The following is a 14,215-nucleotide window of genomic DNA, read 5'->3' on the forward strand; positions in this document are numbered from 1 at the left end:
TTAACCTGCGGTGCCGCTCACAGCGCTATCAGGAAACCAGGCTTGCCTTGACCAGCTTGGCCTGCTCGTCCGCATGGTACGAAGAACGCACCAGCGGGCCAGACGCCACGTTCTTGAAGCCCATCTTGTAGCCTTCCTCGGCGAACCAGGCGAAGGTGTCCGGGTGCACGAAACGCTGCACCGGCAAGTGGCTGCGGGACGGTTGGAGGTACTGGCCGAGGGTCAGCATGTCGATGTCGTGTTCGCGCATGCGCTTCATGACTTCGATGACTTCTTCGTCGGTCTCGCCCAGGCCCAGCATCAAGCCGGACTTGGTCGGGATGTGCGGCATCATCTGCTTGAATTTCTGCAGCAGGGTCAGCGACCACTGGTAGTCCGAACCCGGACGCGCGGCCTTGTACAGGCGTGGCACGGTTTCCAGGTTGTGGTTGAACACATCCGGCGGCTCGGCTGCGGTGATTTCCAGCGCCACGTCCATGCGACCGCGGTAGTCCGGCACCAGGGTTTCGAGCATCACGTTCGGCGACAGCTTGCGGATTTCGCGGATGCAGTCGGCAAAGTGCTGGGCACCGCCGTCACGCAGGTCGTCGCGGTCTACCGAGGTGATCACCACGTACTTGAGGCGCAGGTCGGCGATGGCGATGGCCAGGCTTTCCGGCTCGTTGACGTCCAGTGGCTTCGGACGGCCGTGGCCAACGTCGCAGAACGGGCAACGACGGGTGCAGATGTCACCCATGATCATGAAGGTGGCGGTGCCGCCGGAGAAGCACTCGCCCAGGTTCGGGCAGGAGGCCTCTTCGCAGACGCTGTGCAGCTTGTGTTTGCGCAGCAGCGCCTTGATACGGTCGACTTCCGGCGAAACCGGGATGCGCACGCGGATCCAGTCGGGTTTCTTCGGCAGTTCGGTGGTCGGAATGATCTTCACCGGGATGCGTGCAACCTTCTCGGCGCCGCGCAGCTTGACGCCGGCTTCTACCTTGGCACGCGGGACCGGGGCTGGGCGTTCGGTAACGTCCACCGTCGGGATCATGGTTTGCACTGCATCAGTAGTCATAATCAGTCGATTCCGCCCGTAAGGGTCGTCTGCTCAGCATAGTCGAGGTGTTTGACGAGCTGCGCACGCAGCCGGGCACTTACCTCGGCAAATTTAATCGGTGTGGCGTGGTCGCTCAGTTGCGTCATCGCCAACCCGGCATAGCCACACGGGTTGATCCGCCGGAACGGTGCCAGGTCCATGTCCACGTTCAGGGCCAGGCCATGAAAAGAGCAACCGTGACGGATCCGCAGCCCCAGGGAGGCGATCTTCGCGCCGTCAACGTACACACCCGGCGCATCCGGCTTGGCCGCAGCAGTCACTCCGTAACTGGCCAGCAGCTCGATCAGGCAAGCCTCCATGCGGCTGACCAGGTCGCGCACGCCAAACCCCAGCTTGCGCACATCCAGCAGCAAATAAGCCACGAGTTGGCCGGGCCCATGGTAAGTCACTTGGCCACCTCGGTCGACCTGCACCACCGGAATTTCCCCCGGCAGCAGCAGATGTTCGGCCTTGCCGGCCTGGCCCTGGGTGAACACGGGCGGGTGTTCCACCAGCCAGATCTCATCGGGGGCCGACGTGCCGCGCTTGTTAGTGAAGCGCTGCATGGCGTGCCAGACGGGCTCGTAGTCCATCCGGCCGAGCTCGCGAAAGCCCAGGACCTGTGACATCACAGCACCATGTGCACGAAGCCGGTGGCCCGCAGTTCGCTGTTGATGTTGTAGAGCTGGTCCTGATCCGTCGCAACGATGTGCAACTGGATCGTGGTGTATTTGCCGGTGGAGCTTTGACGCTCGTCCACGCGGTTGTCATTGATCGTCGCGTATTTGCGAACGATCGCGAGAATCGTGTCCTTACGGCCCACGCCGGTATCGCTGATCACCTTGACGGGATAATCCGTCACTGGGAACTCGATCTTGGGCGCCTTTACTTCTGCTTCTTTATCGGTCATGGCGTAACGGCCTCGTAAGCGTAAGCCGTGGCGACGGGCAAAGCCCCGCGTCGGATCAACACGGGGCTTTGCAGGTGCACACAATCAGTTGAACAGGCTGTAGAAGAATAGACGGATGCTATCCCACACGCGGCGGAAGATACCACCTTCGTCGACGGCGTCCAGGGCGATCAGGTCGGCGCTGTGCACCACCTTGTCGTCCAGCTTCACTTCGACTTTACCGATCACGTCGCCCTTGGCGATGGGCGCAACCAGTTGCGGGTTCATGGTCATGCTGGCAGCCAGCTTCTTCAGCTGGCCTTTAGGCATGGTCAGGGTCAGGTCTTCAGCCAGGCCAGCCTTGACTTGGGAGGTAGCGCCCTTCCACACCGGCGCGGTCGCCAGCTCAGTACCCTTCTGGTAGAAGGTCTGGGTTTCGAAGAAACGGAAACCGTAGGTCAGCAGTTTCTGCGTCTCGGCCGCACGGGCCTGCTCGCTGTTGGTGCCGAAGACTACGGCGATCAGGCGTTGGCCGTCGCGCACAGCGGACGACACCATGCAGTAGCCGGCTTCTTCGGTGTGGCCGGTTTTCAGACCGTCGACGGTCTTGTCGCGCCACAGCAGCAGGTTGCGGTTAGGCTGCTTGATGTTGTTCCAGAAGAACTCCTTCTGGGAGTAGATCGCGTAGTGCACCGGGTCGACACGAATGATCGCGCGCGCCAGGATCGCCATGTCGTGCGCCGACGAGTAGTGCTCCGGGTTCGGCAGGCCGGTCGGGTTCATGAAGTGGCTGTTGGTCATGCCCAGGTCGGCCACGGTTTTGTTCATCATGTCGGCGAACGCGTCTTCGCTGCCGGCGATGTGCTCGGCCAGGGCGACGCTGGCGTCGTTACCGGACTGGATGATGATGCCGTGCAGCAGGTCGCTCACAGTCACCTGCGAACCCACCTTGATGAACATCCGCGAACCGCCGGTACGCCAGGCGTTTTCACTGACGGTAACCGGGTCGTTCTCGCCGATCTGGCCGCGACGGATTTCCAGGGTCGCGATGTAGGCGGTCATCAGTTTGGTCAGGCTGGCCGGTGGCAGGCGCTGGTCACCGTTGTTCTCGACCAGCACGTTGCCGCTGGCGGCATCCATGAGGACCCAGGCCTTGGCAGCCAGTTGCGGGGAAGCCGGCACCATTTCAACCGCCCAGGCGGCCGGGGTGATGATCAGCGAAAGAAGCAGGCACGTGCGTTTGGCTAAGGTGGTGATGTTCATCCGTCTCTCGAAATTGCTTATGGAAACTTGCCCTCGCGGGCAAAACTTATTCAGACAGCCCGCTACCAGACTGTCACGTGTTCGGTTGCCCGCTCACCCCTTGCCCCCGGGTTTTTATTGTTCAACGAGCCAACAACCACAGCCCTGCCCCGCGCACGGGCCAGAACCATCAATTCTGTTTATTCAGCGGTGACCACGCTGGGTTGCCCCAGGTTGGCCAGGCGCACGCTGTTCTGCACTTGCGCCACTTCGCTCGGCGAGCCGATCGGGCCCATGCGCACACGGTGCAATGTCTGCTGGTTACGCACGATGGAACTGATGAAGACCGGCGCGTTGACCATGCTGCTGAGCTTGGACCTTAACAGTTCTGCCGCATCCGGGTTGGCGAAAGCGCCCACCTGCAAGTATTGGCCGCCAGCCAGCGACGCGCCCTGGGCAGCCTGCGGCACAGCCACGGTGTCCGGGGCGTGCTGCTGTGGCGGCGGTGTCCACTGCTCGACCTTGCCGGACGATGCGGTGATTTGCGGTTGTGGTGTCTGCGGCTCGTTGAGCATCAAAGGCGCCGGCTTGCCGCGCTGGGCCCAGTACTGCGCCGGGTCGATGCCTTCGACCTTGACCCGCGCAGTGCCGGTTTCGGCGTAGCCGAGTTTCTTCGCGGCGGCGTAGGACAGGTCGATGATACGGTCCGAGTAAAACGGGCCACGGTCGTTGACGCGCAGGATCACCGTGCGGTTGTTGTCCAGGTTGGTCACCCGCACATAGCTCGGCAGCGGCAGGGTCTTGTGCGCCGCACTCATGCCATACAGGTCATACACTTCGCCGTTGGCAGTGTTCTGGCCATGGAACTTGGTGCCGTACCAGGACGCCGTGCCCGATTGCACGTAGGTCTTGGAGTCCTGCAACGGGAAATAGGTCTTGCCCAGCACGGTGTACGGGTTGGCCTTGTAGGCACCGGTGTGCAGGGTGGGCGTGGCGTCCGGGATCTTCGACACATCGACATCCCACCACGGCGCGCCGTCTTTGTGCGCACGGTTGATGTCCAGGCCCGGCTGGGAACGAACTGCGGTGCCCCCGGACTTCTGCGCCGGACCGCGGCTGGTGGAGCAACTGACGACCAGCAGGGACAACGCGACGAACGCCACCAGCTTGAGCGGTTGATTGAACGGCGATGCCCGCATTACTTAGTGCCCCGTGCTTGGACCAGCATGTCTGACAGCTGATGCACGGCCATGGCGTACATCACACTGCGGTTATAACGCGTGATTGCGTAGAAATTCTTCAGGCCCATCCAGTATTCCGGGCCGTTTTCGCCCTCAAGGCGGAATGCCGTGACCGGCATATCGTCAGGCAGCGCATTCTGACTCGACCAGCCCAGCGCCCGCAACTCCCCGACCGTCTTGGCCGGCTCGATGCCCTGAGTCAGACCTTCATCGACGCGGTCCCCACTGACATCGGCGCGGATCACCACCGGCTCGCCGGCGACCCAGCCATGGCGCTTGAAGTAGCTGGCCACGCTGCCGACGGCGTCGTCGGGGTTGCTCCAGATATTGATATGCCCGTCGCCGTCGAAGTCCACTGCATAGGCGCGGAAGCTGCTCGGCATGAACTGCGGCAAGCCCATCGCACCGGCATAGGAACCCTTGAGGCTCAGCGGGTCGACCTGCTCTTCGCGGGCCAGCAGCAGGAATTCGCGCAGTTCCTTGCGGAAGAACTCGGCGCGGGGCGGATAATCGAAGCCCAGGGTCGACAAGGCGTCGATCACCCGATAGCTGCCGGTGTTGCGCCCGTAGAAGGTTTCAATGCCAATGATCGCAACGATGACCTGGGCCGGCACGCCGTACTCCTGCTCGGCGCGGGCCAGCACGGCCTCGTGCTGGCGCCAGAAGTCCACACCACGGGCCACGCGGGCGTCGGTGAGGAACATCGGGCGATATTCCTTCCACTGCTTCACACGTTCGGCGGGGCGCGAGATGGCGTCGAGGATCGCCTGCTTTTTCTGGGCTTCGCGGAACACGCCCATCAGCTGTTCACCGGCGAAACCATAGTCGCGGGTCATCTCACCGACAAATTCGGCGACCTGGGGTGAACCATCATAGTCACCGGCCTGCGCCTCCTGCGTTGCGCCCAGCAGCCCAATCAGGCCCATCCAGGACGCGTGCCGAGTCGCCCAGCCGCGCATTACTTGCATTGACATCTTCACCTTATTCAAACCTGTGCGATCCATTTGCGATGCGTATGAATCGACATCAAAACCCCAAACGCTGACAGCAATGTCACCAGCGAAGTTCCGCCGTAGCTAATGAATGGCAACGGCACCCCAACCACCGGCAACAGGCCACTGACCATACCGATGTTGACGAAAACGTAAACAAAAAAAGTCATGGTCAGGGCGCCGGCGAGCAATTTGCCGAACAGCGTCTGCGCCTGCGCGGTGATCACCAGGCCGCGACCAATCAACAGCAGATAGATCAGCAACAGCGCGCAAATGCCCACCAGGCCGAACTCTTCGCCCATCACCGCAATAATGAAGTCGGTGTGGCTCTCGGGCAAAAAGTCCAGGTGCGACTGGGTGCCCAGTAACCAACCCTTACCAAATACCCCGCCGGAGCCGATGGCGGCCTTCGACTGGATGATGTTCCAGCCGGTACCCAACGGATCGCTTTCCGGGTCGAGGAACGTGAGGATCCGCTGCTTCTGGTAGTCGTGCATAAAGAAGAACCACATGGCCACGGCCACCGGCACGGCAGCGGCAAGCACGCTGAGGATCCAGCGCCAGCGCAAGCCGCCCATGAACAGCACGAACGCGCCACCCGCCAGGATCAGCAGCGAGGTGCCGAGGTCGGGTTGGCGCACGATCAGGATGAACGGCACGCCAATCAGGATCAGGCTGATGCCCACATGTTTGAGCTGCGGCGGCAAGGTACGCTTGGACAGGTACCAGGCAATGGTCGCGGGCATCAGGATCTTCATGAATTCCGACGGCTGGAAGCGAATCACCCCTGGAATGTTGATCCAGCGGGTCGCACCCATGGCGTTGTGACCCATCACGTCGACCACCACCAGCAACAACACCCCGGCGACGTAGCCCAACGGCACCCAGCGCGCCATGAAACGCGGCTCGAGCTGAGCGATCACCACCATCGACAACAAGCCCAGGCCGAACGACGACGCCTGCTTGATCAGCAGGTCCCAGTTCTTGCCGCTGGCCGAATACAGCACGAACAGGCTGCCGGCCGCCAGGGTCAGCAGCAGGATCAGCAGCGGGCCATCAATGTGCATGCGTTGCAGCAACGTCGCACGGCGACGCATCACATCCTCACTGGAGAGGATGCGGTCAAAATTACTCTTCACGGGCCGTAACCTCGGTGCTTGAAGGGGGGCCGCCATATTCGGGCTTGAGCCTGCCGTCGTCGGCCAGCAGCCAGGCGTCCATCACCTGGCGCACCACGGGCGCCGCGACGCCGGAGCCGGACTCGCCGTTCTCGACCATCACCGCGACCACGATTTTCGGGTCGTCCGCCGGGGCAAAGCCGACAAACAAGGCGTGGTCGCGGTGGCGTTCCTGAACCTTGGAGCGGTCGTATTTTTCGCCCTGCTTGATCGCCACCACCTGGGCAGTACCGCTCTTGCCGGCAATGCGGTACTGCGCACCAATGGCCGCCTTGCGTGCGGTGCCGCGTGCACCGTGCATCACTTGCTGCATGCCATGGTTGACCTTGGTCCAGTCGGACGGATCGCGCAGCACGATGTTCGGGATCGGGTTTTCATCCAGGGGCTTCTCGCCCTCGATGGTCTTGGCCAGGTGCGGACGGTTCCAGATGCCTTTGTTGGCGACCAACGCCGTGGCCTGGGCCAGTTGCAGCGGCGTGGCCTGCATGTAGCCCTGGCCGATACCGAGGATCAGAGTTTCGCCCGGGAACCACGCCTGGCGGCGGGTTGCGCGCTTCCACTCCCGCGACGGCATCAGGCCGGGGGACTCTTCGAACATGTCCAGGGAGACTTTCTGGCCGAGGCCGAACTTGCCCATGTAGGCAGAGAGGCGATCGATCCCGAGCTTATGGGCCAGGTCGTAAAAATAGGTGTCGTTGGAGCGCATGATTGCGGTGTCCAGGTCGACAAAGCCGTCGCCGGTGCGGTTCCAGTTACGGTATTTGTGATCGTAGTTGGGCAGCATGTAGTAGCCCGGGTCGAACACGCGGCTGGAAGCGGTAACCACACCCGCGTCCAGGCCGGCAATCGCCACCGCCGGCTTGATGGTCGAACCCGGCGGGTACAGGCCGCGCAGCACGCGATTGAACAGCGGACGATCAATGGAATCACGCAACTCGGCGTAGGCCTTGAAGCTGATCCCGGTCACAAACAGGTTGGGGTCGAAACTCGGCTGGCTGACCATCGCCAGGACTTCACCGGTAGCCGGGTCCAGGGCAACCACTGCGCCGCGACGCCCGCCCAGGGCCATCTCAGCCGCTTCCTGCAACTTGATGTCCAGGCTCAGCACGATGTCCTTGCCCGGTACCGGGTCGGTGCGCTTGAGCACCCGTAGCACGCGGCCACGGGCGTTGGTCTCGACTTCCTCGTAACCCACCTGGCCGTGCAGCTCGGGCTCATAAAAACGCTCGATGCCGGTCTTGCCGATATGGTGGGTGCCGCTGTAATTCACCGGATCGAGGGTTTTCAGCTCTTTCTCGTTGATCCGCCCCATATAGCCGACGGAGTGAGCAAAGTGCGGCCCCTGCGGGTAATGCCGCACCAACTGCGCTACCACTTCCACACCCGGCAGGCGGAACTGGTTCACCGCGATCCGCGCGATCTGCTCTTCGGTCAGCTCGAACAGGATCGGCACCGGCTCGAAAGGCCGGCGCCCCTGCTTCATGCGTTTCTCGAAGATCACCCGGTCTTCCGGCGTCAGTTGCAGCACCTCGACGATCACATCGAGGATCTGCTGCCAGTCGCCAGAGCGCTCGCGGGTCATGCTCAGGCTGAAGCTGGGCCGGTTGTCCGCCACCACCACGCCATTACGGTCGAAAATCAGCCCACGGGTCGGCGGGATCGGCTGCACATGCACCCGGTTGTTTTCCGACAGCGTGGAGTGATAGTCGTACTGGATCACCTGCAGGAAATACAGACGGGCGATCAGCACGCCCAACAACGCCACCACCATGATCGCGCCAAACACCACGCGTGCGCGTACGAGACGTGCGTCTTTCTCGTGGTCCTTGATGCGGATCGGTTGGGTCATCGGGAGGGGCGCAGATTATTTGTGGTAAGGGTGCCCGGACAGGACTGTCCAGGCGCGATACAGCTGTTCACCGATCAGGATCCTTACCAACGGGTGCGGCAGCGTCAGCGCCGACAGCGACCAGCGCTGGTCCGCCCGCGCACAGACTTCCGGCGCCAGCCCTTCGGGGCCGCCGACCATGAAGTTGACCGTACGCGAGTCCAGGCGCCAGCGATCCAGTTCCACCGCCAGCTGCTCGGTGCTCCAGGGCTTGCCGTGCACTTCGAGGGTGACGATGCGCTCGTTGGGGCCGACCTTGGCCAGCATGGCTTCGCCTTCCTGACGGATAAAGCGCGCCACGTCGGCATTCTTGCCCCGGGTATTGAGCGGTATCTCTACCAGTTCCAGCGACAGCTCGGCGGGCAGACGCTTGGCATACTCGTGCCAGCCTTCTTCCACCCACTTGGGCATGCGTGAACCGACAGCAATCAGACGCAGGCGCACAGCCGTTCCTTATTCCTGGTCTTTGTTCAGCTTGTCGAAGTGCGCGTGGCCCACTTCCGGGCTGTGGTGCTTGCCATCGGCGGCACGGCTCTGCTCGGCGCCTTTCCACAGACGCTCCAGGTCGTAGAACTGGCGGGCGTTGGAGGTCATCATGTGAACGATCACATCGTCCATGTCCAGCAGCACCCAGTCGCTGTCGCCCTTGCCCTCTTCACCCAGCGGCTTCACGCCTTGGGCTTTGACGGCTTCGCGGACCTTGTCGAGCATCGCGCCGATCTGGCGGTTCGAGGTACCGGTGGCGATGATCATGAAGTCGGTGATGCTCTGCTTGTCGCGCACGTCCAGCACCTGGATATCCTGGGCCTTGACGTCCTCCAGGGCAGCCACGGCAACCTTTACCAGCTCTTCGCCGGCCAGTTCCGGGCCTACGTGGGCTTCAACCGGCAACGGCGCGCTTTTGAAAGTGCCTTTGCGCTTAACTTTGCTTACGTCTTTGTTCGTCATATAAAACTCGTTTTGCTCGTATGTTTGGGCGCCTGCCGTACGATTTTTCGTGCGTTCAAGCGCGCCTTTTCAGTTCGACGCACGGTAAAGCCCGTGCGCATCGATGTAGGCCAGGACCGCGTCAGGCACCAGGAAACGTACCGACTTCCCGCTGGCCAGCAGTTGACGGATCTGGGTGGCGGACACCGCAAGCGGGGTCTGCCAGACGAATGCAATATTCCCGTTCGGCCCGGTCAGGGCCAAGGGGTCACTTACCGACCGCGCGGCCAGCAGGTTGCGCAAGGCATCCGGCGGTTCGCTGTCGGCATCCGGGCGTTGCAGAACCAGGATGTGGCAATGCTGGAGGAGTTCCTCCCAGCGATGCCAAGAGGGCAGGCCGCAAAAAGCGTCCCAGCCCAGAAGCAAAAACAACTGGTCATCCGCGGCCAACTCGGCGCGCATCAGCTCCAGGGTGTCAACAGTGTAGGACGGTTTATCGCGCTTGAGCTCGCGGTCGTCCACCACCAGCGGCGTTATGCCTTCCACCGCCAGGCGCACCATTTCCAGGCGCTGCTGCGGCGATACCTGCGGCGTATCGCGATGGGGCGGCCGCGCATTGGGCATCACGCGCAGCTCGTCCAGCGCGAGGGCATCCGCAACTTCCAGGGCACTGCGCAAATGGCCGATGTGCACGGGGTCGAAGGTACCGCCGAGCAGCCCGATGCGTTTACCCATCAAGTGCGCACATGACCGTCGCCGAACACCACGTACTTCTCGCTGGTCAGGCCTTCCAGCCCGACCGGGCCACGGGCGTGGAGCTTGTCGGTGGAAATGCCGATCTCTGCGCCCAGGCCGTATTCGAAGCCGTCGGCAAAGCGTGTCGAAGCGTTGATCATCACCGAGGCGGAATCCACTTCGTTGAGGAAGCGCCGCGCATCGCTGAAATGCTCGGAAACAATAGCGTCGGTGTGCTTCGAGCCGTAGGTGTTGATGTGTTCGATGGCTTCGTCGAGGTCATCGACGATCTTGATCGACAAGATCGGCGCGGTGTATTCGGTGTACCAGTCCAGCTCGGTCGCCTCGATCACGTCCGCGCCCAGCAGCGCACGGGTACGCCCGCAACCGCGCAGCTCGACGCCCTTGTCGCGGTAGATGGCATCCAGCGGCGGTAGCACGCGCTCGGCAATGCCGACGTGCACCAGCAGGGTTTCCATGGTGTTGCACGGGGCGTAGCGGTGGGTCTTGGCGTTGTCGGCGATGCGGATCGCCTTGTCGATGTCGGCGGAGATGTCGATGTACACGTGGCACACGCCGTCCAGGTGCTTGATCACTGGCACCTTGGCATCGCGGCTGACGCGCTCGATCAGGCTCTTGCCGCCACGCGGCACGATCACGTCGACGAATTCCGGCATGGTGATCAGCGCACCCACGGCGGCGCGGTCGGTGGTTTCCACCACTTGCACCACTTCGGCGGGTAGCTCGGCCACGGCCAGGCCCTGCTGGATGCAGGCCGCGATGGCACGGTTGGAATTGATCGCCTCGGAACCGCCGCGCAGGATGGTGGCGTTGCCAGACTTCAGGCACAGGCTCGCGGCGTCGATGGTCACGTTCGGACGCGACTCGTAAATGATACCGATCACGCCCAGGGGCACGCGCATCTTGCCGACCTGAATGCCGGACGGCAGGTAACGCATGTCGCGGATTTCACCGATGGGGTCAGGCAGCTTGGCCACCTGACGCAGGCCTTCGATCATGTCGTCGATACGTGCCGGGGTCAGTGCCAGGCGGTCCAGCAGGGCCGGCTCCAGGCCATTGGCGCGGCCGTTGGCCAGGTCTTGCTCGTTGGCGGCGCTGAGCTCGGAGCGCGAAGCATCCAGGGCATCGGCGGCGGCCAGCAGGGCGCGGTTCTTCTGCGCAGTGCTCGCACGGGCGATCAACCGCGAGGCCTGACGGGCAGCGCGACCCAGGCGGGTCATGTAGTCAAGAACGGACTCAGTCATGGTCAGGGAGTCTTGGCAGGGAGGAAAGCGGCAGATTATAGCTGTGACGCCGCCCGACTGACAGCGGTGAGGGGCGGATGGTCGAAATGAACTGTAAAAACCTGGGTTCAGCGGTAATTAAGGTGGGAGTTGTTATGATTCCGTCACATTTAGCCGTATTTACCCTGACCGCCATGCCCAGTTCATCGCCGCAACTCCCCGCCAGCGCCCTGCCCCACTGCTTCTTCGACCGTGACGCGCAACTGCTTGCGCAGGAATTGCTCGGCAAAGTCATCCGCCATCGCGTCGGTGAAACCTGGCTTTCAGCACGGATTATTGAAACCGAAGCCTATTACGTGGCGGAAAAAGGCAGTCACGCCTCATTGGGCTACACAGAAAAGCGTAAGGCTTTGTTTCTGGATGGCGGGCATATCTACATGTACTACGCCCGGGGTGGCGATTCGCTGAACTTCAGCGCCCATGGACCAGGCAATGCCGTGTTGATCAAATCGGCCTATCCATGGGTCGATGACGTATCAGGCCCGGCCAGCCTGGCACAGATGTTGTTGAACAACCCGAACCCCGACGGCAGCCCCCGCGCCTCGCAAAAACTGTGCGCCGGCCAGACCCTGCTGTGTAAGGCCTTGGGCCTGAAGGTGCCGATGTGGGATGCCAAGCGCTTCGATCAGGAACGGCTCTACGTCGAGGATGTGGGGCAGACCCCGACCCAGATCATCCAGACCACCCGCCTGGGGATCCCCAGCGGGCGTGATGAACACCTGATGTACCGCTTCGTCGATGCTGGCTACGCGCCTTATTGCACGCGGAACCCGCTGCGCAGGGGCCAGGTCGAAGGCCGCGATTATTTTTTGATTTGAGCATGGAGTGGATTGTATGGGCCAATGGCTCGATAGCATTACCGGCTGGTTGACCCTGAACCCCGAATGGCTGGCGGTCGCGGTGTTTATTGTCGCCTGCGTGGAGTGCCTGGCCATCGCCGGGCTGATCGTGCCGGGCACGGTATTGTTGTTTGCCATTGCCGCCCTCGCCGGCAGCGGCGCGCTGTCACTGAGCGAGACCCTGCTGCTGGGCTTCCTCGGCGGATTGTTGGGTGACGGGGTTTCCTACTACTTGGGGCGACATTTCCACCAGAACATCCGGCGCTTGCCCGGCTTGCGTCATCACCCGGAATGGATGAACGGCGCCGAAACCTACTTCCACAAGTACGGCATTGCCAGCCTGCTGGTCGGGCGCTTCATCGGCCCGCTGCGGCCCATGCTGCCGATGGTGGCCGGGATGTGCGACATGCCCTTCCCGCGTTTTGCGATTGTCAGCCTCGTGGCGGCGGCGGGCTGGTCGGTGGCGTACCTGCTGCCAGGCTGGGCGACCGGCGCCGCGTTCCGCCTGCCATTGCCGGAGGGTTTCTGGCCTGAAGCGGGAGTGGTAGCAGCCTGTATCGCGGTGGTGGTGGGCCTGAGCTTGAACAGCAGCCTGCGCGGCCATCGTCGCGCCACCCTTTGGATCGGTTGCGCCAGCCTGACGATGTTGATCGCCTTGTTTATCGGCTACCCCCACCTCAATGACTTTGACCAGGGCCTGAGCGCCCTGGTACAGGAGCACCGCAGCCCCTGGCTGGACGAAGTGATGGTGCGCATCACCCAACTGGGCGAATTCAAGAAGATGTTCGTCGCCAGCGCCGTGTTTACCGGCTTGCTGCTAGTGGCTCGGCAATGGCGCCATGCGGTGTTTGTCGGCGCGACCCTCGCCGGTGCGGCGGTGATCAACACCGGAACCAAGTTGTTTTTCGCCCGTGGCCGCCCGGAAATCCTCACAGACCCACTGACCAGTTTCAGTATGCCCAGCGGCCATGCATCCGGCGCGTTTGCGTTTTTCCTGGCCCTCGCGGTCCTGGCCGGGCGCGGGCAACCCATCCGACTACGCCTGACCTGGATGCTGCTGGGCTGCATTCCCGCCGCCTTTATCGCATTGTCGCGGGTCTACCTGGGCGCGCATTGGCCCACAGACATCCTGGCCGGCACGCTGCTGGCGATGACGGTATGTGCGTTCAGCCTGGGGGTCAGCCAGTACCGCAGCCCGCTACCGGCGATGCCGCAAAAAGCCTGGTGGCTGTTGCTGCCAGCATTGGTGGCGGTGCTCAGCTTTATCGCCCTCACCGGCACGCCCCACGCCCTGCTGCGTTATGCCTATTAAGTGAACAACTCACCCTGCAACTCATCGAGCAGCATCTGGATCGCATCCAGGCGCTGCTGCGGGTCGTCGAGTTGCAGCAGGTCGATCTTGTCGGCCTCGGTGAATGGCAGCAGATACGCCAGTTGATTGCCCAAGGCTTGCTGCCCGTCGGCGTGGGCGTCCATGTCCAGCGAGGCCACCATCGGATGCTCGGCCAACGCCTGGAGCAATGCCAGCAGGTCGGCGTCCTCTTCTTCCAGCGGTTGATCCGGCAGTTCTTCGAGCCACTGCACATCAGCCACCAGCAGTTGGTCTTTCTGCACGCCCGCGTCACGCACCCGGAACCGGCGACCGCCTTCGACACGAATCCCCAGCAGGCCATTGTCCTGCTGCTTGAAGTCGCGGATCAGCGCTTCACAGCCGATCAGCGCGTAGCCGTCCGGGGCCAGACCCACTTCCTTGCCGTCGAGGATGCACACCACGCCGAAGCTTTCGCCCTTTTTCATGCAGCGGGCGACCATGTCCAGATAGCGCGCCTCAAACAATTGCAGGTCGAGGGTGCAGCCTGGGAACAGCACGGTATTGAGTGGGAACAGCGCCAGACTCATAAAGGT

The 14,215-nt window shown here is 62.5% G+C and carries 15 protein-coding genes; 2 read left to right on the forward strand and 13 right to left on the reverse strand.

Annotation, left to right across the window (positions count from 1 at the left end):
• Nucleotides 1-28: 28 nt before the first annotated feature.
• From lipA to K5K89_RS25725, 12 genes are all read right to left on the reverse strand, one after another.
• Nucleotides 29-1,030: a lipoyl synthase gene (gene lipA / locus K5K89_RS25670; protein WP_162276411.1), complete on the reverse strand. Its 1,002-nt coding sequence runs from the start codon at nt 1,028-1,030 to the stop codon at nt 29-31.
• Nucleotides 1,031-1,056: 26 nt separating this feature from the next.
• Entirely contained in the window at nt 1,057-1,704 is a 648-nt protein-coding gene (gene lipB, locus K5K89_RS25675) for a lipoyl(octanoyl) transferase LipB (protein ID WP_222540482.1), read from the reverse strand.
• Complete coding sequence (locus K5K89_RS25680; protein ID WP_071489894.1) at nt 1,704-1,985, reverse strand: DUF493 domain-containing protein; 282 nt, start codon at nt 1,983-1,985, stop codon at nt 1,704-1,706. The genes lipB and K5K89_RS25680 overlap by 1 nt, the downstream gene beginning before the upstream one ends.
• An 84-nt stretch (nt 1,986-2,069) precedes the next feature.
• On the reverse strand, nt 2,070-3,227 hold the full coding sequence (locus K5K89_RS25685; RefSeq protein ID WP_071489893.1) for a D-alanyl-D-alanine carboxypeptidase family protein: 1,158 nt from the start codon (nt 3,225-3,227) through the stop codon (nt 2,070-2,072).
• 179 nt (nt 3,228-3,406) lie between these two features.
• Complete coding sequence (locus K5K89_RS25690; RefSeq protein WP_222540483.1) at nt 3,407-4,405, reverse strand: septal ring lytic transglycosylase RlpA family protein; 999 nt, start codon at nt 4,403-4,405, stop codon at nt 3,407-3,409.
• Complete coding sequence (gene mltB / locus K5K89_RS25695; protein ID WP_071489891.1) at nt 4,405-5,415, reverse strand: lytic murein transglycosylase B; 1,011 nt, start codon at nt 5,413-5,415, stop codon at nt 4,405-4,407. Before mltB ends, K5K89_RS25690 begins: the two co-directional genes overlap by 1 nt.
• Before the next feature lie 17 nt (nt 5,416-5,432).
• Nucleotides 5,433-6,536: a rod shape-determining protein RodA gene (gene rodA / locus K5K89_RS25700; protein WP_042570827.1), complete on the reverse strand. Its 1,104-nt coding sequence runs from the start codon at nt 6,534-6,536 to the stop codon at nt 5,433-5,435.
• 31 nt (nt 6,537-6,567) lie between these two features.
• Nucleotides 6,568-8,466: a penicillin-binding protein 2 gene (gene mrdA / locus K5K89_RS25705; protein WP_071489890.1), complete on the reverse strand. Its 1,899-nt coding sequence runs from the start codon at nt 8,464-8,466 to the stop codon at nt 6,568-6,570.
• A 15-nt stretch (nt 8,467-8,481) separates the two neighbouring features.
• A complete protein-coding gene (gene rlmH / locus K5K89_RS25710; protein WP_003176297.1) occupies nt 8,482-8,949 on the reverse strand; it encodes a 23S rRNA (pseudouridine(1915)-N(3))-methyltransferase RlmH in 468 nt (155 codons plus the stop codon).
• Between the two features lie 9 nt (nt 8,950-8,958).
• The gene (rsfS, locus tag K5K89_RS25715) at nt 8,959-9,453 is read right to left on the reverse strand and encodes a ribosome silencing factor (RefSeq protein ID WP_003176298.1); all 495 of its coding nucleotides are present in this window, start codon (nt 9,451-9,453) and stop codon (nt 8,959-8,961) included.
• Between the two features lie 69 nt (nt 9,454-9,522).
• Nucleotides 9,523-10,167, reverse strand: coding sequence for a nicotinate-nucleotide adenylyltransferase (nadD, locus tag K5K89_RS25720; RefSeq protein ID WP_071489888.1), 645 nt, complete (start codon nt 10,165-10,167; stop codon nt 9,523-9,525).
• Nucleotides 10,167-11,432 carry a glutamate-5-semialdehyde dehydrogenase gene (locus tag K5K89_RS25725; RefSeq protein ID WP_222540484.1) on the reverse strand — a complete coding sequence of 422 codons (1,266 nt, stop codon included), beginning with the start codon at nt 11,430-11,432 and terminating at the stop codon, nt 10,167-10,169. The genes nadD and K5K89_RS25725 overlap by 1 nt, the downstream gene beginning before the upstream one ends.
• Before the next feature lie 173 nt (nt 11,433-11,605).
• Here K5K89_RS25725 and K5K89_RS25730 point away from each other — a divergent pair, with 173 nt between their 5' ends.
• Both K5K89_RS25730 and K5K89_RS25735 read left to right on the forward strand, forming a co-directional pair.
• Entirely contained in the window at nt 11,606-12,289 is a 684-nt protein-coding gene (locus K5K89_RS25730) for a DNA-3-methyladenine glycosylase (RefSeq protein ID WP_222541754.1), read from the forward strand.
• A 16-nt stretch (nt 12,290-12,305) separates the two neighbouring features.
• The gene (locus K5K89_RS25735) at nt 12,306-13,622 is read left to right on the forward strand and encodes a bifunctional DedA family/phosphatase PAP2 family protein (RefSeq protein WP_071489886.1); all 1,317 of its coding nucleotides are present in this window, start codon (nt 12,306-12,308) and stop codon (nt 13,620-13,622) included.
• Here the strand turns inward: K5K89_RS25735 and K5K89_RS25740 are convergent.
• Nucleotides 13,619-14,209, reverse strand: a complete 591-nt coding sequence (locus K5K89_RS25740; protein WP_058427778.1) for an LON peptidase substrate-binding domain-containing protein — start codon at nt 14,207-14,209, stop codon at nt 13,619-13,621. The genes K5K89_RS25735 and K5K89_RS25740 overlap by 4 nt on opposite strands.
• Between the last annotated feature and the right edge of the window lie 6 nt (nt 14,210-14,215).

The organism is Pseudomonas sp. DR208 (genome assembly GCF_019823005.1).
GTDB classification, from domain to species: Bacteria; Pseudomonadota; Gammaproteobacteria; order Pseudomonadales; family Pseudomonadaceae; genus Aquipseudomonas; species Aquipseudomonas extremorientalis.

Coding starts and splice junctions, on each gene's coding strand:
- lipA (WP_162276411.1), bottom strand. CDS start 1,030: ATGATCCCGACGGTGGACGTTACCGAACGCCCAGCCCCGGTCCCGCGT.
- lipB (WP_222540482.1), bottom strand. CDS start 1,704: ATGTCACAGGTCCTGGGCTTTCGCGAGCTCGGCCGGATGGACTACGAG.
- K5K89_RS25680 (WP_071489894.1), bottom strand. CDS start 1,985: ATGACCGATAAAGAAGCAGAAGTAAAGGCGCCCAAGATCGAGTTCCCA.
- K5K89_RS25685 (WP_071489893.1), bottom strand. CDS start 3,227: ATGAACATCACCACCTTAGCCAAACGCACGTGCCTGCTTCTTTCGCTG.
- K5K89_RS25690 (WP_222540483.1), bottom strand. CDS start 4,405: ATGCGGGCATCGCCGTTCAATCAACCGCTCAAGCTGGTGGCGTTCGTC.
- mltB (WP_071489891.1), bottom strand. CDS start 5,415: ATGCAAGTAATGCGCGGCTGGGCGACTCGGCACGCGTCCTGGATGGGC.
- rodA (WP_042570827.1), bottom strand. CDS start 6,536: ATGCGTCGCCGTGCGACGTTGCTGCAACGCATGCACATTGATGGCCCG.
- mrdA (WP_071489890.1), bottom strand. CDS start 8,466: ATGACCCAACCGATCCGCATCAAGGACCACGAGAAAGACGCACGTCTC.
- rsfS (WP_003176298.1), bottom strand. CDS start 9,453: ATGACGAACAAAGACGTAAGCAAAGTTAAGCGCAAAGGCACTTTCAAA.
- nadD (WP_071489888.1), bottom strand. CDS start 10,167: ATGGGTAAACGCATCGGGCTGCTCGGCGGTACCTTCGACCCCGTGCAC.
- K5K89_RS25725 (WP_222540484.1), bottom strand. CDS start 11,432: ATGACTGAGTCCGTTCTTGACTACATGACCCGCCTGGGTCGCGCTGCC.
- K5K89_RS25730 (WP_222541754.1), top strand. CDS start 11,606: ATGCCCAGTTCATCGCCGCAACTCCCCGCCAGCGCCCTGCCCCACTGC.
- K5K89_RS25735 (WP_071489886.1), top strand. CDS start 12,306: ATGGGCCAATGGCTCGATAGCATTACCGGCTGGTTGACCCTGAACCCC.
- K5K89_RS25740 (WP_058427778.1), bottom strand. CDS start 14,209: ATGAGTCTGGCGCTGTTCCCACTCAATACCGTGCTGTTCCCAGGCTGC.